The organism is Nonomuraea sp. NPDC049269, from assembly GCF_043197155.1.
GTDB lineage: Bacteria > Actinomycetota > Actinomycetes > Streptosporangiales > Streptosporangiaceae > Nonomuraea.
On record NZ_JBICSO010000005.1, the window covers coordinates 498266 to 517673 of the forward strand.

The 19408-nt window shown below is 70.4% G+C and carries 17 protein-coding genes; 8 read left to right on the forward strand and 9 right to left on the reverse strand.

Going from position 1 to position 19408, the window contains the following annotated elements:
- Positions 1–127: 127 nt before the first annotated feature.
- Positions 128–562 (reverse strand): Lrp/AsnC family transcriptional regulator, encoded by a 435-nt coding sequence (locus ACGFNP_RS29785; RefSeq protein WP_358324984.1) that lies wholly within the window; start codon positions 560–562, stop codon positions 128–130.
- A 216-nt stretch (positions 563–778) separates the two neighbouring features.
- Between ACGFNP_RS29785 and ACGFNP_RS29790 the strand changes: the two genes are divergently transcribed.
- On the forward strand, positions 779–1291 hold the full coding sequence (locus ACGFNP_RS29790) for a GtrA family protein (RefSeq protein ID WP_393324609.1): 513 nt from the start codon (positions 779–781) through the stop codon (positions 1289–1291).
- 28 nt (positions 1292–1319) lie between these two features.
- Here the strand turns inward: ACGFNP_RS29790 and ACGFNP_RS29795 are convergent, their stop codons facing one another.
- The 7 genes from ACGFNP_RS29795 to ACGFNP_RS29825 all read right to left on the reverse strand — a co-directional run bounded on the left by ACGFNP_RS29795 (position 1320) and on the right by ACGFNP_RS29825 (position 10066).
- On the reverse strand, positions 1320–3182 hold the full coding sequence (locus tag ACGFNP_RS29795) for an ABC transporter ATP-binding protein (protein ID WP_393324612.1): 1863 nt from the start codon (positions 3180–3182) through the stop codon (positions 1320–1322).
- Between the two features lie 90 nt (positions 3183–3272).
- Positions 3273–3974 carry a response regulator transcription factor gene (locus ACGFNP_RS29800; protein ID WP_358324993.1) on the reverse strand — a complete coding sequence of 234 codons (702 nt, stop codon included), beginning with the start codon at positions 3972–3974 and terminating at the stop codon, positions 3273–3275.
- Positions 3971–5464: a sensor histidine kinase gene (locus ACGFNP_RS29805; RefSeq protein WP_393324615.1), complete on the reverse strand. Its 1494-nt coding sequence runs from the start codon at positions 5462–5464 to the stop codon at positions 3971–3973. The genes ACGFNP_RS29800 and ACGFNP_RS29805 overlap by 4 nt, the downstream gene beginning before the upstream one ends.
- Before the next feature lie 29 nt (positions 5465–5493).
- Positions 5494–5949 carry a hypothetical protein gene (locus tag ACGFNP_RS29810; protein WP_358324998.1) on the reverse strand — a complete coding sequence of 152 codons (456 nt, stop codon included), beginning with the start codon at positions 5947–5949 and terminating at the stop codon, positions 5494–5496.
- 45 nt (positions 5950–5994) lie between these two features.
- A complete protein-coding gene (locus ACGFNP_RS29815; protein ID WP_393324618.1) occupies positions 5995–7005 on the reverse strand; it encodes an N-acetylglucosamine kinase in 1011 nt (336 codons plus the stop codon).
- Positions 7002–7901 carry an N-acetylmuramic acid 6-phosphate etherase gene (locus tag ACGFNP_RS29820; RefSeq protein ID WP_393324621.1) on the reverse strand — a complete coding sequence of 300 codons (900 nt, stop codon included), beginning with the start codon at positions 7899–7901 and terminating at the stop codon, positions 7002–7004. Before ACGFNP_RS29820 ends, ACGFNP_RS29815 begins: the two co-directional genes overlap by 4 nt.
- An 8-nt stretch (positions 7902–7909) precedes the next feature.
- Positions 7910–10066 carry an alpha-N-acetylglucosaminidase gene (locus ACGFNP_RS29825; protein WP_393324623.1) on the reverse strand — a complete coding sequence of 719 codons (2157 nt, stop codon included), beginning with the start codon at positions 10064–10066 and terminating at the stop codon, positions 7910–7912.
- A gap of 87 nt (positions 10067–10153) precedes the next feature.
- Between ACGFNP_RS29825 and ACGFNP_RS29830 the strand changes: the two genes are divergently transcribed.
- From ACGFNP_RS29830 to ACGFNP_RS29845, 4 genes are read left to right on the forward strand one after another with little or no spacing between them, the layout of a single operon-like run.
- The gene (locus ACGFNP_RS29830; RefSeq protein WP_393324625.1) at positions 10154–11410 is read left to right on the forward strand and encodes an ROK family protein; all 1257 of its coding nucleotides are present in this window, start codon (positions 10154–10156) and stop codon (positions 11408–11410) included.
- A 55-nt stretch (positions 11411–11465) separates the two neighbouring features.
- Positions 11466–12794 carry an extracellular solute-binding protein gene (locus ACGFNP_RS29835; protein ID WP_358325012.1) on the forward strand — a complete coding sequence of 443 codons (1329 nt, stop codon included), beginning with the start codon at positions 11466–11468 and terminating at the stop codon, positions 12792–12794.
- Positions 12784–13746 carry a sugar ABC transporter permease gene (locus tag ACGFNP_RS29840; RefSeq protein WP_358325015.1) on the forward strand — a complete coding sequence of 321 codons (963 nt, stop codon included), beginning with the start codon at positions 12784–12786 and terminating at the stop codon, positions 13744–13746. Before ACGFNP_RS29835 ends, ACGFNP_RS29840 begins: the two co-directional genes overlap by 11 nt.
- A 2-nt stretch (positions 13747–13748) precedes the next feature.
- The gene (locus tag ACGFNP_RS29845; RefSeq protein WP_358325017.1) at positions 13749–14564 is read left to right on the forward strand and encodes a carbohydrate ABC transporter permease; all 816 of its coding nucleotides are present in this window, start codon (positions 13749–13751) and stop codon (positions 14562–14564) included.
- Positions 14565–14736: 172 nt separating this feature from the next.
- On the opposite strand, the gene ACGFNP_RS29850 is transcribed toward ACGFNP_RS29845, so the two are convergent.
- On the reverse strand, positions 14737–16188 hold the full coding sequence (locus tag ACGFNP_RS29850) for an MFS transporter (RefSeq protein WP_358325020.1): 1452 nt from the start codon (positions 16186–16188) through the stop codon (positions 14737–14739).
- A 123-nt stretch (positions 16189–16311) separates the two neighbouring features.
- On the opposite strand from ACGFNP_RS29850, the gene ACGFNP_RS29855 reads away from it, so the two are divergent.
- From ACGFNP_RS29855 to ACGFNP_RS29865, 3 genes are read left to right on the forward strand one after another with little or no spacing between them, the layout of a single operon-like run.
- Complete coding sequence (locus ACGFNP_RS29855; protein ID WP_393324629.1) at positions 16312–17526, forward strand: cytochrome P450; 1215 nt, start codon at positions 16312–16314, stop codon at positions 17524–17526.
- 2 nt (positions 17527–17528) lie between these two features.
- Positions 17529–18173 carry a TetR family transcriptional regulator gene (locus ACGFNP_RS29860; RefSeq protein WP_358325026.1) on the forward strand — a complete coding sequence of 215 codons (645 nt, stop codon included), beginning with the start codon at positions 17529–17531 and terminating at the stop codon, positions 18171–18173.
- 42 nt (positions 18174–18215) lie between these two features.
- Positions 18216–19403 (forward strand): NAD(P)/FAD-dependent oxidoreductase, encoded by a 1188-nt coding sequence (locus ACGFNP_RS29865; protein WP_393324631.1) that lies wholly within the window; start codon positions 18216–18218, stop codon positions 19401–19403.
- Positions 19404–19408 lie beyond the last annotated feature (5 nt).

Below are 19408 nucleotides of genomic sequence, written 5' to 3' on the forward strand. Positions count from 1 at the left end.
CTCGGCTTTCACTCTCCGTTCGCAAGAAACCTCCAGAAGGGCGCCCTGTCGAGGTGGGCTGCCTCGGTCGCGGCGGCGCCACGTCGAACACCGGTGGAGGCTGCTCATTGAGGCGTTGTAGCCGCTTTCAACGGCCTCGGTTGATCAATTCTGTGAGCAGCAACTGCGTCCGTGTCCGGGCGACGCTGCCGGTCTGTTGAAGCCGCAGGATGACCTGCTCAAGATGGTTGACATCGCTGACCCGGACCACCGCCAGCGCATCAGCGTCACCCGTCACCGTCCAGGCTCGAACTATCTCGGGCTGCGCTGCCAGGGCATCGGTAAGGGGGCCGCGTTGGGTGCCTGTCACAGCAGTGATCTCCATGAGGATCTCGATGTGGTTTCCGAACGCATCGGGTGCCAGCAGGACCGTGTATCCCCGGATCACTCCCGATCGCTCCAGGCGGTCCAGGCGGCGCTTGACGGATGACGGGGCAAGATTGGCGGCCCGCGCGAGCACCTCGAGAGAGGCCCTGCCGTTCGACGTCAGTTGTCGAAGAATCATGCGATCAACAGCATCCACGTGAAAGATTCTTGCATGGGCGTCGATCTCGCCTCGCGGATCACATAAATCCCGTAGTCCGACATCGCAGAGTGTTATCAAAGCTCGTGATCACGCGGATTTGCCGTCAGGTACGGTTCCAGCCGGACAAGCCGTGTCCGTCGGTCTTGTTAGCAGGGTGTTCGCCTGGTGAGAAGATCGGGGGTGCTCCGAATAGCAAACGCAGTACTCGCAAGATTGCCGGAATCGCTGCACGCACTCGCGCTGAAGCACCGTGAAATGCTGAAGTTCGCGGTGGTGGGTGGAACAGCGTTCTTAGTGGACAACACGGTGTTCTATGGGCTGAAGCTGACCGTTTTGGAACCGAAGCCGGTGACCGCGAAGGTCATCGCGGTGCTCGTGGCGACGATCGTGTCCTACGTGTTGAACCGCGAATGGTCGTTCCGGACCAGGGGCGGCCGCGAGCGCCGTCACGAGGCGGCGCTGTTCTTTCTGGTCAGTGGCGTCGGTCTGGTGCTCAGCTCCGCGCCGCTGTGGATCTCCCGGTACGCATTCGGCCTGGAGACCCCGGACGTGAGCCTGTTGGCCCAGGAGATCGCCGACTTCATGAGTGCGCAGGTCATCGGCACGCTGATCGCCATGGTCTTCCGCTTCTGGGCGCTCCGGAAGTGGGTCTTCCCCGACGAGAAGGCCCACCCCGGCAGCGTGCGGCTGGCTCCCACTCCCGATCCCACGGACGAGGCGGCTTGATGGCAGCGGATCCGATAAGCAGGTAATGCTATTGGTACGCGCTGGCTTGGAGGGTGTAGAGGTCGGCGTACAGGCCGTTCAAGGACATGAGGGTGGTGTGGTCGCCCTGCTCTGTCACCTTGCCGTGCTCCAGGACGTAGATGCGGTCGGCGTAGCGGACGCTGGCCAGCCGGTGGGTGATCAGCAGGACCGTGCGTCCGTCGGAGTGGCCGCGGATGCGTTCGAACAGGGCGTGTTCGGCGCGGGCGTCGAGGGCGGCCGTGGGCTCGTCGCAGATGAGCAGGGGCGCGTCGCGGTGGAAGCCGCGGGCCACCGCGATGCGCTGCCACTGGCCGCCCGACAGTTCGTGGCCGTCCTTGAAGCGCCGGTCGAGCAGGGTGCGGAAGCCGAGCGGGAGGCCGGCGACGACCTCGTCGGCGCCGGCCACCTCGGCGGCCGAATGCAGGGCGGCATCGCCTTTGTCGGTGCCCATGGTGATGTTGTAGCGGGCGGTGAGCGGCCAGCGGGTGTGGTCTTGCGCGATGACCGCGGTGCGCAGGCGGAGGTCTTCAGGGCTGACCTCTTTGAGGTTGGTCTCGTCCCAGGAGACGGTGCCGCTGTCTGGTTCGTACAGGCCGGCCAGGATCTTGGCGAGGGTGGTCTTGCCCGAGCCGTTCTCGCCGACGAAGGCGACGATCTCACCGCGTTCGACCTTGATGGACACGTCGCAGAGCGCGGGCTCGTCGGCGCCCGGGTAGGTGAAGGTCACGGCGTCGGCGACGATGCTGTGGAACGCTTCGGGGGCCGTGAGCGGGCGGGGGCCGGGGAGGCGGCGTTCGGCGTCGGCGCAGAACTCCAGGAAGTCGGTGAAGTAGAGGCCCTGTTCGTAGAGGCGGTTGGTGGCGTACATCAGGCTGCTCAGGGACTGCTGGGCGGATCTGATCGCCAGGACGGCGGTGCCCGCCACGGCGAGCGGGATCGCGGCGATGGCCAGCAGGACGCCGAGCGCGACGTAGACCAGGCCGGTGCCCAGGCCGCCGAAGGCCTCGCCCACCAGCCGCGCCGCCGTCTCCCGTCTGGCCAGCCGCAGCAGGACGTCCTGCTCGGCCTTGGCCACCGCGTCGTACATGCGCAGCAGGAAGCCGCGCATCGTGAAGGAGCGGACCTCGGCGGCGGACTCGCGGTCGGCCAGCAGTTCGGCGATGATCCACTTACGGCGGCGGGCCGGGATGAGCGTGTGCATCGTCATGTAGCGCATCCGCGCGCTACGGACCGCGGCCCAGGCGTCGGGCAGCACCGCCAGCAGGAGCAGCGGCAGCAGCACCGGGTGGAGCACGCTGAGCACCCCGGCCACGGCCGTGATGCCGACCGCGGCGGTCACTACGTCGATGGCCGAAGTCACCACCCAGTCGGCCACCGCCACGCCACGGTTGTTGGCGCGTTCGAGGGCGTCGTGGAAGTCGGGGTCGTCGTAGGCGACCAGGTCGACGCGGCTGGTCAGGCCGTAGAGCCGTTCCTCGGTGAGCCGGGAGATCTGGGGGGTGAGACGGGACTGCGCCCAGCCGGCGCCCGCCTGCATGGCGGTGCGCAGCGCGGCGGCGGTGGCGACCAGGGCGAGGCTGGGCAGCGCGGCCATCACCCGGTCGGGGGTGGGCCCCTGGCTGAACAGGGCGGCGAGCACGCCGGTGGTGGCCAGCAGCCCGAACGCGGTGAACACCCCGCCGAGCAGGTTGAGCGAGATGGTGGCCAGGGTGTCGCGCGGGCTGGCTCCCCACGCCATGCGCATCGCCTGGTGCACGAGCGAGGGCAGCCGGCGGGCGATGGTCAGGAAGCTGACCTCCGCCATCTTGTCGGTGTGGGCGTGCCAGTCGGCGACGGAGATCTCGCCGAGTTCGAGAGGCTCATCAGACATACGTAGAGTGTGCGCCTGACCACTGACAGTTTCCGCTCGCTCAGGATGCGCCGGGGTGGAATGGGTTCCAGGCGTCTGTGGGGGTGGAGGTCACGGTCGTTGTCCTGGGGGGCCGGGCGTGAGCAGGCCTCGGTTGAATGCCTCGGCCACTGCGGCGGCACGGTCGCCGACACCGAGCTTGGCGTAGATGTTGAGCAGGTGGGTCTTGACCGTCGCCTCGGTGATGAACAGCCTGGCCGCGGCTTCCCGGTTGGTGGTGCCGGCCGCCACCAGTTCGAGGACCTCGAGTTCGCGCCGGCTGAGCGGGCCGGTGCTGGGAGCCCGGAACCGGCTCATCAGCCGGGCCGCCACCGATGGCGCCAGCACGGACTGACCCTGGGCCGCTGCTCGGACCGCTCGCACGAGTTCGGCGCGGGGGGCGTCCTTGAGCAGGTAGCCGGTCGCGCCCGCTTCGATCGCCGGCAGGACGTGGCTGTCGGTGTCGTAGGTGGTCAGCACCAGTACGCGTGCGGCTATGCCCTGCCTGGCCAGCTCGGTTATCGCGGTCACGCCGTCCATGCCCGGCATGCGCAGGTCCATCAGGATCACGTCGGGGGCGAGGGACTGGGCGAGCCGGACCGCCTCGGCGCCGTCGGAGGCCTCGCCGAGCACCTCGAACTCCGGGTCGCGCGCGAACATGCTGCTCAGCCCGTCCCTGACCACGGGGTGATCATCCACGATCAGCAGGCTGATCGGCGGGCCGGCCTCGTCGCGTTTGCCGCTGGTCTCCGGGGCGTTGTCGGGGCGGCTCACAGGCCGACGCCTGTCTGCGCGGCGGGGATGGCGACAGGGGTGGCGGCAGGGATGCAGGCCGAGATGCCGGTGCCGACGCCCGGTTCCGATTCGACCTGCAGCGTTCCGGACAGGGCCTCGATCCGCTGCCGCATCGCGACCAGGCCGAACCCGCCGGACTCGCCGCCGCCCGCGGACGCGTGCGGGCCGCCGTTGCCGGCAACGGCCCTGCTTGGCGGGGCAACGTCGTTTGGCGGGGCAACGTCGTTTGGCGGGGCAACGTCGTTTGGCGGGGCAACGTCGTTTGGTGGAGCAACGTCGTTTGGGGAGGCGATGCCGTTCGGGGAGGCGAGGCTGCCTGTGGCGAGGCCGGGGGCGGGGGCGCCGTCGCCGAGGTGGGCCGGATCGAAGCCCCTGCCGTCATCCCGTACGTCCACAGCGACCTCACGTTCCATATAGGACAGCGTCACCCCGACCCTGCGAGCCTGGGCGTGCTTGGCCACGTTGGCCAGTGCCTCCTGCGCGGTCCGCAGCAGCGCGACCTCGGCTTCCGGCAGCAGTGGCCGGGCCGTGCCGGTCGTCGTGACCTGGACCGCGACCCCGTGCAGCGCCGACCAGCGGCCCGCGACGTCGGCCAGTGCCTCGCTCAGCCGTGCCGTCCGCAGGGGCTCGGGACGCAGCGCGTGCACCGATCGCCGCGCCTCGGTCAGGCTTTCCCTGGCCAGCGTGGTCGCGGCCGTGATGTGCCGGTGCCATTCGGCCGGATCCTGCCCGGCCTGTTCGGCTGCCTGCAACTGGGTGATGATCCCGGTGAGTCCCTGCGCCAGGGTGTCGTGGATCTCCCGCGCCATCCGCTGCCGCTCGTCCAGCACCCCGGCCTCCCTCGCCTGGGCCAGTAGCCGTTCGTGCAGGCCCGCGTTCTCCGCCAGCGTCGCCTCAAGCCGCAGGTTGGCCTCGCCCAGCTCTTCCAGGGCCCGCAGGCGCTGCTCGTTCCGCTGGGCGACCCGCTCGGCGAACCAGGCGAAACCACACATGGGGAGTACATTCGCCGCCACGACGGCCAGGCAGGTCATCAGGCCCTCAAGAGTGGTCTTGTCCACGTCGTACGCCTGCGCGATGCCCGCCACGATCGCCACCCCGGCGACGCCGGACAGCCGCCACGGCCACCGCAGGAGCCTGAACGCGTAGACGTACCCGGCGGGCGTGAAGAACCCGAACCAAGGATCCCTGACCACCAGAACCACCATGATCGCGAGCAGCACGGCGACGAACACCGCCATCACCGCCGGCCGGTCCCGCCAGGCGGGACGCAGGGTGAACAGGCACAGCATCCACACCGCGGCAAGTGCGCACAGGGCCAGGTCGAAGAGCAGGGAGCCGCCCGCCGAGCGCTTGTTGATCACCGTGACGACGACCAGGAGCGCCAGCAACGCGTACGGCATGACGGTGATGACCGGACGCCCTCGGTGCTCTCGCGCATCCCCCCAGAAGCGAGGCATCGGACTGCTCATCTCTGACGCCTCCTCCCCGCGAAGACAATCTAGCCGCGCCTGGCGGCGAACAACGAGCGCAGGTGCCCGCCGTTGACGATCAGGACGACGCCGAGCAGGAGGAGCCCGCAGACCCCCTGTTCGATCCTCATCCACATCGGCAGGAAGCCGGGGATGGAGATGAGGATCGCGATGGCCACCATCATGACGGCTGAGGTGATCCGCAGCCGGAGGTACGCCCGGCGACGGCCCCGGGCCGTGCCGGCCACGAAGGCGAACGTCACCGCCGAGGCGCCGATGACGATCACGCCGCGGACCCAGACCGTGTCGTTCACCATCGCGGGGTCATCGCGCAGCGCGTAGGCGGCCACGAGGGTGAGCACGCTCAGGGCGAAGTAGCAGCCGACGAGGACCTTCATGCGGCGGAACGCCGTCCGGCTGAGCGGATGGTTCAGGTCCTCATCGGCTGTCGCGCGCGGGGGCGGGGAGTTCGTGGGATGGCGCATGCCCTCAGCGTCGCAACGCCACGCCCGCGCGCGCATCGACCGGTCTCATGAGTCGACGGCTGAACCGGCCGATCGGCCGGATGACTGAGCCGATCCACCGATCGGTTGAGCCTCTTCGGTGAAGACGTAGACATAGGGGTGGTGTGACGGCACCGACCCGTCGGCGGCGGCTCGGGCCAGGGCGAGCGCGCCGTCGGCGGAGGTGCCTCTCGGCGGCCGGAAGCGGGCGCCTGGGAGCAGCGCGCGGACCGTGTTCTGGAAGGGCTCCATCAGCAGGTCCGCGGCGTCGAAGAGCCGGCCGCCCCAGGAGAAGACCGGTTCGAGTCCGGCCGCGGCGGCCACCGCGGTCTGGCCGAGCTGCCGGCCGGCCTCGGTCCAGATCTGCCGGGCCACCGGGTCCCCGTCGCGGGCCGCCTCGCCGACGTACGGCGCGAACGAGGCGAAGTGGTGGGCCGCCGACCCCGACGCGTAGACCAGCGTCACCAGCTCCGAGGGGTGCCCGAAGCGGGCCGTCAGGTGCCCGAGGAGAGCGGCCGACCCGCCGACCCGGCCGTCATGCGCGCGCAGCGCCGCGTGCAGGCCTCGCATCCCGATCCAGGCGCCGCCGCCGTGGTCGCCGAGCAGGTACCCCCACCCGTCGGACTGGTTCCAGACGCCGTCCAGGTCGGTGCCGAGTGTGATGACGCCGGTGCCCGCGGCGACCACGACTCCGGGCTGGAAGTCGAGCGCGCCGACGTGCGTGGTCACCATGTCACCGGTGACCACGAGCGCGCCCAGGCCGAACCGCTCGCGCAGCGCGTGCCAGAGCGTGCTCGGGTCCCGGACCAGGCCGGGCAGCCCGGTCGTGCCGATCGCCATGCCGGTGAACCGGTCGATCTTCAGGTCGCCTACGGCGTCCTCGATGACCCGGGTGATCCGGGCCGCGAGCCGATCGAGGTCGACCCTGCCCTCCGCACGCGGTACCGGAGACGCGTCGTCCCCGGCCGCGCTCGACCCGGCGGCCTCGATCCGCACTCTGATCCCGCCACCGCCGACGTCGACGCCCGCGAAGCTCATCTGGCGCCCGCCAGCGCGGCGACGGCCGCCCGGACGCCCGGGTGCTGCTCCAGCGCGGACCGCGCCTGTTCGGGGGAGCAGCCGGTGAGCAGCCGTACGAGCGCCTCCGGGATGTTCCCGCCCGTGTCGGTCAGGACCGCGCGGCAGCTCGCCTCCTCCTCGCCCGTCGCCTCGACGAGCAGCCGCACCGCGCGCTCGCCGAGCTTGCCGTTGGTGGCGACCAGCCCGACCATGAGGTTCCCGTACGTCCGGCCGGCCTTGATCATGAGAGCCGTCGAGAACGCGTTGAGGATCACCTTCGTCGCCGTGCCCGCCTTGAGCCGGGTGGAGCCGGTCAGCGCCTCCGGCCCGGTGGCGGCGACGACGGTGATCTCGGCCAGCTCGCGGAGCGGGGCGTCCGGATTACAGGTGACCAGCACCGTGAGAGCGCCGGCGGACCGCGCCACGCGCAGCGCGCCGGTCACGTACGGAGTCGATCCGGACGCCGTGATCCCGATCGCCACGCCGGTCTCGTCGAGGACCTCGGCGTCGGCGGCGCCCAGCGCCTCGGAGTCCTCGCGGTCGACGGAGGAGTCGGCGACGGCGGCGGGCCCGCCGGCGAAGTGGGCGGTGAACAGCTCACGCGCCACCCCGAAGGTCGGGGTGATCTCGGTGGCGTCCAGCACCGCCAGCCGGCCCGACGCGCCGGCGCCGAAGTAGTGCACCGTTCCGCCCCGGCTGAGACGGAGATGTGCTTCGTCCACCGCCCGGGCGAGCGGGTCGATGGCCGCGCCGACGGCCTCGACCGCGCGGGCGTCCTCCTGCTGGATCAGCCGGAGGACCTCGCGGGACTCCAGGGTGTCAATGTCGGCGGTGCGGGGATTCCGGCGCTCGGTCGGTGGTACCACCTGGGGCATCGTTCTCCTCATCGATCGTTGTCCGAAGGCTGGGTCGCGTAGGCGGTGAACAGCCGGCGTGACTCCGTGGCGAGGTCGCCCAGATCCGCCGGCGCGGGCGCCGGCCCTTCCCGCAGGAAGGCCTCGGCCCGTTCACGGAGCTGTTCCTGGAGATCCGCCTCGGGGGCGGCGCCGGGCGTGGCGAGCGCGCGGCCGAGGCCACGCGCCCACAACTCCCAGCGGTCGCGGTAGTAGCCGCCGACGAGCCCGCTCCAATGGCGCCCCGCGTAGTCGTCGAGCAGAGGGCTGTCCGTGGTGCCCCACACCGTGATGATGCGGCGGGCGTTGTCCAGCAGGACGTCGCGGTCGGCCGGGTCGGCGGCCCACGACAGCGCTTTGGACTCCCAGTGCTGGAAGGTGTACTCGGGCCGGGCGGCCAGCATCCGGTCGAGGTCTTCGAAGACGCGCAGGAACCTGGCGATCTCCGGCAGGCCGGGCGTGCCGCGCGACACCGACCGCTCCACGGCGTCGAGGTAGTAGCGGTCGGCGACCCTGGCCATGAACGCGATCCCCACCTCGGCGAGATCGTGCCCCAGTGGACCGTTCGCCAGGTCGCGGTCGTGCTCGGCCACCTCGATCAGCCGCTCCCAGGCCTCCGCCAGCACGGCCGGCTCGTACCAGAGGGCCTGGGTGACATCCGCGCGTGCCTGCGCCATCCCCGTATAGGAGGGTTTGGCGGTCAGGATGCCGTTGAACTGCGCGGGGTAGATCCGCCGGCCCCGGGGGTCGTAGACGGTGTTCAGGAGCCCGTGCCAGGCGGTCCGCAGTGCGGCCGTGTCCCTGCCGTAACGCTGGGTCACGAAGGCGTCGAGCCAGGCGTCCAGGTCGGGGACCTGGTTCCAGATCTGGTCGGCCACGAGCTCGAAGAAGACCGGGTTGTTGCGGGTGGCCTCCATGGACAGGCCGAGGCCGGCGGGCGGGTTCGGCGCCGCCAGGGCGGTGTCGATCGAGGCCGGGACGCCGCGCAGGTCGGCGACCGGATCGGTGCGGCCGCCGAAGTTGAGCAGCGCGCACCAGAGCCAGGGCTTGCCGGCGAACTGCTCGAAGCGCTCCCACAGCGGGTCGTACTCCGCCCACAGGTCCGCGACGAGCATCCGGTCATCCGGAATCGCGTCGAGAAAGGCGGTGACGCGGTCGTCGGTCCAGAACTCCCGCTGGTAGGAGAACGGCCAGGCCTGCATGACCCAGACCGCGTCCGGATCGGCGGCCCGCAGACCGGCCAGCGTCGCCGCCGCCACGGCTCCGGGGAAGGCCGGGTCGGCGTCGACCGGGATCATCTCGATGAACGGATCGGCGGCGTAGCGGTGATCGGTGCCGAAGAACTTGATCTGGGTACGGGTGATCTCGGCGCTCAGCCGCTCGTAGAGCGGGTCGGCCGGGTCCAGGACCCAGGTCTCGAAGCCCTGCCAGTCGCGGCGACTGGCCCGCGACGACGCGGCGATCTCGGGCGGGACGTGCCCGGTGAACGCCGGAAGGATGGGCGTCATGCCGAAGGCGCGCTCGCGGTCGAGGACGCGCGCCCCGAGCTCGCGATGGCGCTCGATCCAGGACGCGGACAGCGGACCGGCGAAGCCGTCCAGGCAGCCCATGAACTGGAACGGCAGGTAGCCTGGGCCGCCCAGAAAGCCGCGGACGGTCTGGTCGTCGAGATCGAGGAGGGAGTAGGCGGCATGCAGCACGGCCTCGTGGCCGGTGATGGCGAGCGGCATGGTGATGCCGTGCAGGGCCATCCAGTCGATCTCGCGCTCCCAGTCGGCCCAGTCCCAGTAGGGCATCGTGTAGCTGAACGTGCAGAAGTTGAAGTAGTAGCCGTCCTGGACCCGGGCCGAGCCCCGCCGGGGCGGGCTGTCCGCGAGAGACGTCAGCCCCAGCGGCAGCACGGTGTCCCAGCCAACGGACAGACCGCAACGTTCCCGCAGATAGTGATGCAGGCCGACGGACGCGCTCACGCCGTCCGTCGCGGCGACGGTGAGCGCGCCGTCCCTCGCCTCGTACTCGTAGCCGCGCCCCGCGCCGTCGCGCGTGACGAACCGGATCGACTCGGCCACCGGTCCGAGAACGCGATGAGCCAGCCCGCGGACGGTGTCCGCCCACAGTGGTGCCTGCTCGGGATCACCGGATGACATCGCAGGTCACGCCCCTCGACGAATTAGTTCCGTACGGTCCATAATTATTATGCTAGCGTACCGGCAAGTCGACACCAGGGAGAGGTCATGGAGCAGGTGGTCGCGGTTGGCACGCAGTTCATGCGGGAGGTCAACGCCGGCGCCATCCTGCGGCGGCTGCGGACCGAGACGAGCATGAGCGTGTCCGCGTTGGCCAAGGCGGTGGGGCTGTCCCGGCAGGCGGTCACCCGCTCGCTCAACGCGCTGGCCGCGGAGGGCCTCGTCGAGTTCGGCTCCCTTGATCGCGACTCCAGCAGGGCGGGACGGCCCGCGCAGCTCGTGCGGTTCCGGGCGGAGGCCGGCTACGTGCTCGGCCTGTCGATCAGCCCGCAGGACCTGCGGATGGCGGTGTCCGACCTAGCCGGTACGGTCATCGCGACCGACGCGGTGCAGCTCGGCGGCGAGCAGGTGGTTTCGAGCGGCGAGCAGGTGGTGGAGACACTCCTGTCCACGGTGGCCCGCACGCTCGACTCGGCGGGCATCACGACCGGCGACCTCTGGTTCGCCTCGGTGGGCACCCCCGGCATCGTCGACCCGGCGACCGGGATCATCAGGCTCATCCCGAGCATGCCCGGCCTGACCGGCGACATCCTCCACCGCCGGATGAAAGACGCTCTCGGCTGCCCGATCTACCTGGACAACGACGTCAAGCTGGCCACCCAGGGCGAGCGCTGGCGCGGCGCGGAGCGGCGCGAGGACTCGCTGGTGATGGTCCACTGGGGCGAACGCGTCGGCGCCGGGATCGTGCTGAACGGCGAGCTCTACCGCGGCGCCTCCAACGACGCCGGCGACGTCGGCTTCCTGGACCTGTTCGCGGAAGCCCCGCCCGAGCCCCGCCATCCGCACGGCCTCGGCCCGTTCGAGAGCTGGGTGGGCGGCGAGGAGATCGTCCGCCTGGCGACGGCGGCGGCCGGACGCGACGGCGACGACGCCTTCCTGGCCCGGATCGAGGCGGCGGGGGAGCGGGCGTTCGACGCGGTGCTGGACGCCGTCGTCGACGGCACGCCGTCCGCCCTGGACGTGATCGACGTGGTCGCCCGCCGCTTCGCCAAAGGCGTCGCCGCGATCCGGGCGATCCTCGATCCACGGCTCGTGGTCATCGGCGGGCCCTTGGCCAGATGCGGCGAGACGCTGCTCGCCGCGGTCCGGCGGCACCTGTCCGACCAGCCTCTGGACCAACCGGCCCTGGAGGTCTCGACGCTCCGGGACGACGCCGTCGTCCACGGGGCCCTGCTTCACTCGCTGGACGAGCTCGAGCGCACCAGGTTCGACCTGGTGCGCAGCGGCCGTCAGGAGACCAGTTGAAGACCCCCCGGATATCGGCGACGCGGATATCAGAGATAGGCGAAAGGTCATGCACATGACAACACCAGGTCGGTGGCAGGCGCTCGTGGCGCTCGGCACCGCGGCGACACTCACCCTGACGGCCTGCGCGGGCACCGGCGGCACGAGCGCCCCGGCCACCACGAAGAAGGTCGACGTCTCGACGACCGTCCCCAGCGACCCGGTCACGCTGACCCTGGCCTACAGCAACGATCCGCCCACCAAGACGCTGGTGGACGCCTTCACCAAGCTCCATCCGAACGTCACCATCAAGCCCCAGATGACGCCGTTCAACGACTACGTCAAGTCGATCAAGCTGTCGATGTCGTCGGACTCGGCGCCGGACATCGCGCAGTACAACCCCGGCGCGATGAACTCCCTGGTCCCGGCGGGGCTGATTCTGGACCTGGGCCCGTGGGCCAAGGCCTACGGCTGGGACGGCAAGTTCCCGCCCGCCAGCCTGGAGGTGCTCAGCTCGGACAAGGCGGCCAAGCGGTTCGGCACCGGCGGTCTGTACGCCGCGCCCGGCGCGCTGTCGGTGGTGGGCGTCTACTACAACAAGGAGATCCTGTCCAAGGCGGGTGTCGCGGACGTGCCGAAGACGCTCGGCGAGTTCGAGGCCGCGCTGGCGAAGGTGAAGGGCGCCGGGCAGACTCCGCTGAGCCTCGGCGCGCTGCAGGTGGGCGGGTTCCACCTGTGGAACGCGCTGCTCAACGTCACCGGTGACGTGAAGGCCTACCGGTCCTGGGTGTACGGCGAGCCGGGCGGCACGATCGAGAATCCGGGCGCGCAGAAGGCCACCAAGCTGCTGATGGACTGGGCGGACAAGGGATACTTCCCCGCCTCGGCGAACGCCACGGCCGACGCCGACGCGCTGGCGAATTTCTCCAAGGGCAAGAGCGCGTTCCTGGTGACCGGAAACTGGGCCGCCTCGACGCTGGAGACCGAGATGAAGGACAACGTCGGCTTCTTCCTCATGCCCTCGGAGTCGACCACGCCGCTGAACGTCGCCTCAGGGGCGAGCGTGGCGTACGCCATCTCGGCCAAGTCGAAGAACCCGAACGTCGCCGCGGCGTTCCTGGACTTCCTGAGCTCGCCGGAGGCGGCGAAGATCGAGTTCGACGGCGGGTTCATGCCGGTCGACACCAAGGCCGAGCTGGGCGCGACGGGCCTGCGCGGCGACATCGCCAAGGCCTTCACGCCGGTGGCGCAGAACAACGGGATCGTCCCGTTCCCCGACTACGCCTCTCCCGGCATGATCGACAAGCTGACCCCCGGTGTCCAGGGGCTCATCAGCAAGAAGATGACCGCTGACGACTTCCTGCGCTCCTTGCAGGAGTCGTGGGACGGACACCATGGCTCGTGATCTGAGTACGTCCATCTCCCCGCCGCGGGCCACCCCGGCCCGCGGCGGGGAGCCGGTGGCCGGCAGTAAGCGCGTCCACCGCCCGCACGGGCGCGGCGGACGGGCGCGCGGCTGGCTCTACGTGTTTCCCGCGCTCGCCGTCTATCTGGGGTTCGCCATCTGGCCGGCGCTGAACACGCTGCGCCTGTCCTTCCTGACCTGGGACGGCATCCTGCCGGCGACCTCGGCGGGTCTGGACAACTACATCAAGATTTTTCGGGATTCGGCGCTGTACGAGGCCATTCTGCACAGCCTCGTGCTGATCGTCTTCTTCTCGTTCATCCCCATCTGCGTCGGGCTGTTCATGACCGCCCTGCTGATGGGCAAGGTGCGGCGCGGGATGACGTTCTTCCGGATCGTCTTCTTCCTGCCCCAGGTGCTGCCGCTGGTGGCCGTCGGCATCACCTGGCGCTGGCTCTACAGCGACACCGGCGTGGTCAACCAGGTCCTCGACCTGGTGGGGCTGGGCGGGATCACCCGGGCCTGGCTGGGCGACTACCAGCTGGCGCTGGTCGCGCTCGGGTTCATCGGGACCTGGGCGATGAGCGGGCTGTGCATGATGCTCTTCCTGGCCGGCGCGCAGAAGATCGACCCGTCCCTGTACGAGGCCGCCACCCTCGACGGCGCGAACTCGTGGCGGCAGTTCCTCCACGTCACCCTGCCCGGGGTGCGCAAGGAGATCACGATCGCCGGTGTCATCACCACGATCGCCGCGCTGGCCAGCTTCGACCTCGTCTTTACCACGACGAACGGCGGCCCGGCGGGACAGACCAACGTGCCCGCCCTGCTGGTCTACCGGCTGGCCTTCAACGAGGGCGACATCGGCGGCGCGAGCGCGCTGGCGGTCGTGCTGACCGTACTGGTGATCGCCGTCGTCAGCGCCATCCGATACTTCACCAGGGATGAGAGTTGAGCATGCGCGGCGGAGTCAGCATCCGGTACGGCGTACTTGTCCTCTTGGCGGTCATGGTGCTGCTGCCCTTCGCCGGCATCATCCTGGCCGCCCTGCATCCGCCGGGCGCGCAGCTCAACGGGCTGAGCATCCCTGAGCGGTGGTCGTGGGAGACCTTGGCGCTGGCCTGGGAGCGGGGCAACTTCACCGCCCTCATGCGGTCGAGCGTACTGATCTCGGTGTGCGTGGTGCCGCTCGCGCTGGTGCTGGCCACGCTGGCCGGATACGGGCTGACGGTGCTCAAGGTCTGGGGCCACAAGACGGTGACGGCCGGCTTCGTGCTGGGACTCACGCTGCCGATCGAGCTCATCGTGGTGGCGCTCTACTTCAACCTGCGCGAGGTCGGCCTCACCAACTCCTACCTTGGCATCATCCTCGCCGAGGTGGCGCTGTTCATGCCGTTCGGCGTCTACTGGATGCGCTCGCACTTCTCCAACATCCCCGAGGAGCTGGTCGAGGCCGCCCGCATCGACGGCGCCAGGGACATCGTCGTGCTGGCGCGGGTGCTGCTGCCGATCTCGTGGCCGGCGATCACCACCTTGTCGGTCCTGTACTTCATGTGGTCGTGGAACCAGTTCCTGCTGGTGCTGGTCATGATGCAGGACCCGGAGCGGCGCACCGCCCCGGGTGGTCTGGGACTCTTCGTGGGGCAGTACTCGACCGACATCCCGTTGCTGTCGGCGGCCGGCCTGATCGTCATCACGCCGATCGTGGTCGTCTACCTCATCTTCCAGCGCAGCTTCGTCAACGGCATCACCCAGGGCGCGATCAAGGGTTAGCCTCCCCGCCGTACTTCGGCTGGGGTCCTTCTGAAGAGTGGGGGAGGCGATGGCCGGGGTCCTTCTGGGAGGGGGCGGTGATCGCTCGGGTCTTTCCGGGGAGTGGGAGTGGCGATCGCTCGCGGTGCCGGTGACGAAGCGGTACGTGCGGAAACGTGGCCGGTGGCGGTGATCAGACCCGCGCGGCGGCGGGCCGCGTGGCCGGGGTGGCCGAAGCCGGGCGCCGGCCGGGGAGGAAGGCCGCGAAGGCGAGGGCGACCAGCGCGGCGCCCGCGCCGATGGCCATGACCAGGCGGAAGCCGTTCTGGGACGGGAGGGTGGCGGAGCCGAGCGTGATGGTCATCTGGGCCAGGACGACGCCGGAGACCGCGCTGGAGATCGAGGTGCCGATGGCCCGCATCAGCGTGTTGAGGCTGTTGGCGGCGGCCGTCTCCGACACGGGCACGGCCCCCATGACGAGCGCGGGCATGGCGCCGTACGCGAGTCCGATCCCGGCCCCGATCACCGCGGAGACGAGCACCAGGTGCCAGATGGCGGACATCAGCGCGATGCTCAGGCCGTAACCGGCGGCGACCACGAGCGCGCCGCACATCAAGGTCACCTTGGGGCCCCTGGCCTTCGAGATCCGCGCGGACAGCGGGGCCATGGCCATCATCACCAGGCCGGAGGGGCCCATCACCAGGCCGACGGTCAGCATCGACTCGCCCAGCCCGTAGCCGGTGGCCTTCGGGATCTGCAGGAGTTGCGGGAGCACCAGGGACATCGCGAACATCGCGAAGCCGAACACGGCGGAGGCGAGGTTGGTGAGCAGCACCTGACGGCGCGCGGTGGTGCGCAGGTCCACCAGCGGCTGCCTGGTACGCAGCTCCCACCAGCCCCACAGCGCCAGCACGACGACCGCCGCGCCGAACAGGCCGATGGTTCGTGCGCTGGTCCAGCCCCAGCCGGCCCCCTGGGAGATCGCCAGCAGCAGGCACACCAGCGCGATCGACAGCCCCGCCGCGCCCACCAGGTCGAAGCGGCCTCCGGTACGCACGCTGGATTCCGGCACGAGGGTGAGCACGAGCACGGTGGCGAGCGCGCCGAGGGCCGCCGCCGTCCAGAACAGCACGTGCCAGTCGGTGCGTTCGGCCAGGAAGGCGGCCGCGGGCAGGCCGAGCGCGCCGCCCACGCCCAGCGAGGCGCTCATCAGCGCGGTCGCCGAGCCGAGGCGCTCGGCGGGGAGCTCGTCGCGCATGATGCTGATGCCGAGCGGAATGACACCGGCGGCCAGGCCCTGCAGCGTCCGTCCGGCGACCATGGGCGTCAACGTGTCGGCCAGAGCGCAGACGGCCGAGCCGGTCACCAGTAGAACCAGGCTGATCAGCAGCATGCGCCGCTTGCCGTACATGTCTCCCAGCCGGCCCACCGTCGGCGTCGCGACGGCGCCGGCGAGCAGCGTGGCGGTGATCGCCCAGGCCGTGTCGGCGGCCGGGGCGCTCAGGAGCCGCGGGAGCTGGGGGATCAGCGGGATCACCAGGGTCTGCATCAGCGAGACCACGATCCCGGCGAGGGCGAGCACCACCACGACGGTATTCGCCTGTGGCGGCCCGGATGGCCGGGCGTGAGCGGGCACAGCGGACATGGGGGAAGCCTCCATCAAAGGGGGTTGGGGATGACTCGACAGGACTTAAATCAGTCGCTTGACTTAATCTAACAGTACGGGTTTACTGACCACGAACTGACCGTCGGTTCGGAGGAGGCCGTGGTGAGCCAAGGCGAGCAAGTCCTGACCTATCCGATTCCCAGTGACGCGGCCCTGGAGCCGCCGGTGGAATGGGCGCAGCTCCAGCAGAAGTGCCCCGTGGCGCGGGTGACGCTGCCCAGCGGCGACGAGGCGTCCCTGGTCACGCGCTACGAGGACGTCAAGCGGGTGCTGTCCGACCCGCGGTTCACCCGGCCGACGCACATGGACGACGCGGCCCGGATCGCGGACAACGAGTCGGGTGGCGTCTTCAACAGCGAGATGGCGACGGCGATCCCGCAGTCCGGTGAGGCGCACCAGCGCTGGCGGCGGATGATCAGCAAGTGGTTCACCGTCAAGCGCATGGCCGCGCTGCGGCCGGGGATGGAGGCGATGGCCGAGCGGCTCATCGACGACATGCTGGAGCGGGGTCAGCCGGCGGATCTCAAGGCGAGCCTGGGCTTCCCGCTGCCGGTGTGGGTGATCTGCGATCTGCTCGGGGTCCCGGACGCGGACCGCGACCGGTTCGCGTACTGGTCCGACACGCTGCTCAACCTGACCCGCTACACGCAGGCGCAGATCGACACGGCGCAGGCCGAGTTCGTCCAGTACATGGCCGCCCACATCATCGCCAAGCGCGCCGAACCGGGCCAGGACCTGCTCAGCGAGCTCATCACGAACACCGACGCCGACGGTGGGCGGCTGTCCGACGCGACCCTCGTGGCCACCGGCATGGGCCTGCTGGTCGCCGGGCACGAGACCACGGCGAACATGATCGGCAAAATGGTGGCGATGCTGCTGGCCGACCGGCGCCGCTGGGAGCTCCTGCTGGCGGACCGGTCGCTCGTGCGCACCGCGGTGGAAGAGGCGCTGCGGTTCGACGCCAACGCGGGGTTCGGCATGCCGCGCTACCTCGGTGAGGACCTGGAGGTGGCCGGGGCCGTGCTGCCGGGCGGGACGACCGTGGTGTGCAGCATGGCCGCGGCCAACCGCGACGAGAGCGCGTTCGACGGCGCCGGCGACATGGACCTCGGCCGCAGCCCGAACCTCCACCTGGCCTTCGGCGCCGGGGCGCACTCGTGCCTGGGCCAGGCGCTGGCCCGCACCGAGTTGCAGGCGGTGCTCGAGGTGCTGCTGCGCCGGCTCCCCTCCCTGGAACTCGCCGTCCCGGTGGCGGACCTGCAACGGGTCGAAGGACTCGCCGTCGGCGGGTTGCGCGAAGTCCCGGTGCGGTGGTGACCGTGACCGGCCGGACCGTACGGGCCGATCGGGCGGGCGCGACCCGGGAGTCGATCCTGACGGCGGCGGAGCGGCTGTTCGCCGAGCACGGGGTGATGGCGGTGTCCAACCGTCAGGTCAGCGAGGCCGCGGGGCAGGGCAACAACACCGCGGTCGGCTACCACTTCGGCACCAAGACCGATCTCGTACGCGCCATCGTCCGCAAACACGCCGAGCAGATCGAGCGGGTGCGCCTGCGGATACTGGCCACGATCGGCGACAGCTCGGACGTACGGGACTGGGTGGGCTGCCTGGTGCGCCCGACCGCCGAGCACCTGGCCGCCCTGGGCAACCCGACCTGGTTCGCCCGGTTCGGCGCCCAGGTGATGACCGACCCCGTGTTCCGCGAAATCATGATCGAGGAGGCTCTGTCCTCGCGCGCGCTGCTCCAGATCATCGACGGGCTCAACCGGTGCCTGCCCGATCTGCCGGCCGAGGTGCGGGCCGAGCGCTATGACATGGCTCGTCAGCTGATGGTGCACGTGTGCGCCGAGCGCGAGCGCGCCCTGGCCGAGGGCACCCCCACACCCCGATCGAGCTGGCACGACGCCGCGACGGGGTTGATCGACGCCATCGTCGGGCTGTGGCTGGCACCGGTCACGTCCTAAGGAGGACTTTTCAATGAAAACACTTGAGCCGGGCGAGGTCGCGTGAACGCTCCCTCCAGCGTCCTGGTGGTCGGCGCGTCCGCCGCCGGGCTGGCCACCGCGGAGGCGCTGCGGCGCAAGGGGTATCCGGGCGGCCTGACCGTCCTCGGTGCCGAGCCGCACCTGCCCTACGATCGGCCACCGCTGTCCAAACAGGTCCTCTCCGGCGCCTGGGACCCCGAACGGACTCAGCTACGGCCCCAGACGGCTCTGTCCGCCCTGGACGCCGAGTTCATCCTCGGCGACCCGGCCGTCGGCCTGGACGCGGCCGGACGCACCGTCCACACCGCGTCCGGGCGGGCCCTGCGGGCCGACGCCGTCGTGGTGGCCACCGGGCTGCGGCCTCGCAGGCTCGCCGGGCAGGCGGAGCTGGCCGGGGTCCACACGCTGCGTACGCTCGACGACGCGCTGGCGCTGCGGGCGGAGCTGCTGGCTTCCTCGCGGCTCGTGGTCGTGGGGGAGGGCGTGCTCGGCGCCGAGATCGCCGCCACCGCGCGCGGCCTGGGCCTGGAGGTCACCATGGCCGGCCCGCTGCCGGCACCACTGGCCGGTCAGGTGGGACCCATGGTCGCGGGGATGCTCGCCGAGCTGCACACCGAGCGCGGGGTCCACCTGCGGCTCGGCGCCGGGGTCAGCGGGCTGACCGGCCACGAGGGGCGCGTCACGGGCGTGCGCCTGGCCACGGGCGAAGTGCTGCCGGCCGACGTGGTCGTGGTGGCGATCGGGTCCGACCCGGCGACCGAATGGCTCACCGGCAGCGGCCTGCGGGTGGACAACGGGCTGGTGTGCGACTCCCGCTGCCGCGCGGCCGAGGGCGTCTACGCGGTCGGCGACGTGGCCCGCTGGCACCACGACAAACTCGGCGCCCTGCTGCGGCTGGAGAACCGGACCAACGCCACCGAACAGGCCATGACCGTCGCGGCGAACGTCCTCGGCGAGGAACAGCCCTACTGTCCCGTGCCCTACTTCTGGACCGACCAGTTCGACGCCAAGCTCCAGGTACATGGAGTGCTGCCCGTCGACGCCGAGGTGACCGTCGTGGAGGGCGACCCGGCGAACCGCCGCTTCGTCGCGCTCTACCGCCGCGACGGCAGAGTCACCGGCGTACTGGGCTGGAACATGCCCAAACAGACGCGCCTGCGCCGGCAGGACGTCGTCGACGCGCTCGCCGACCTCGTACCGACTCCCTGACATTG

Coding starts and splice junctions, on each gene's coding strand:
- ACGFNP_RS29810 (WP_358324998.1), bottom strand. CDS start 5,949: ATGCGCCATCCCACGAACTCCCCGCCCCCGCGCGCGACAGCCGATGAG.
- ACGFNP_RS29845 (WP_358325017.1), top strand. CDS start 13,749: ATGCGCGGCGGAGTCAGCATCCGGTACGGCGTACTTGTCCTCTTGGCG.
- ACGFNP_RS29835 (WP_358325012.1), top strand. CDS start 11,466: ATGACAACACCAGGTCGGTGGCAGGCGCTCGTGGCGCTCGGCACCGCG.
- ACGFNP_RS29815 (WP_393324618.1), bottom strand. CDS start 7,005: ATGAGCTTCGCGGGCGTCGACGTCGGCGGTGGCGGGATCAGAGTGCGG.
- ACGFNP_RS29840 (WP_358325015.1), top strand. CDS start 12,784: ATGGCTCGTGATCTGAGTACGTCCATCTCCCCGCCGCGGGCCACCCCG.
- ACGFNP_RS29825 (WP_393324623.1), bottom strand. CDS start 10,066: ATGTCATCCGGTGATCCCGAGCAGGCACCACTGTGGGCGGACACCGTC.
- ACGFNP_RS29820 (WP_393324621.1), bottom strand. CDS start 7,901: ATGCCCCAGGTGGTACCACCGACCGAGCGCCGGAATCCCCGCACCGCC.
- ACGFNP_RS29850 (WP_358325020.1), bottom strand. CDS start 16,188: ATGTCCGCTGTGCCCGCTCACGCCCGGCCATCCGGGCCGCCACAGGCG.
- ACGFNP_RS29830 (WP_393324625.1), top strand. CDS start 10,154: ATGGAGCAGGTGGTCGCGGTTGGCACGCAGTTCATGCGGGAGGTCAAC.
- ACGFNP_RS29795 (WP_393324612.1), bottom strand. CDS start 3,182: ATGTCTGATGAGCCTCTCGAACTCGGCGAGATCTCCGTCGCCGACTGG.
- ACGFNP_RS29805 (WP_393324615.1), bottom strand. CDS start 5,464: ATGAGCAGTCCGATGCCTCGCTTCTGGGGGGATGCGCGAGAGCACCGA.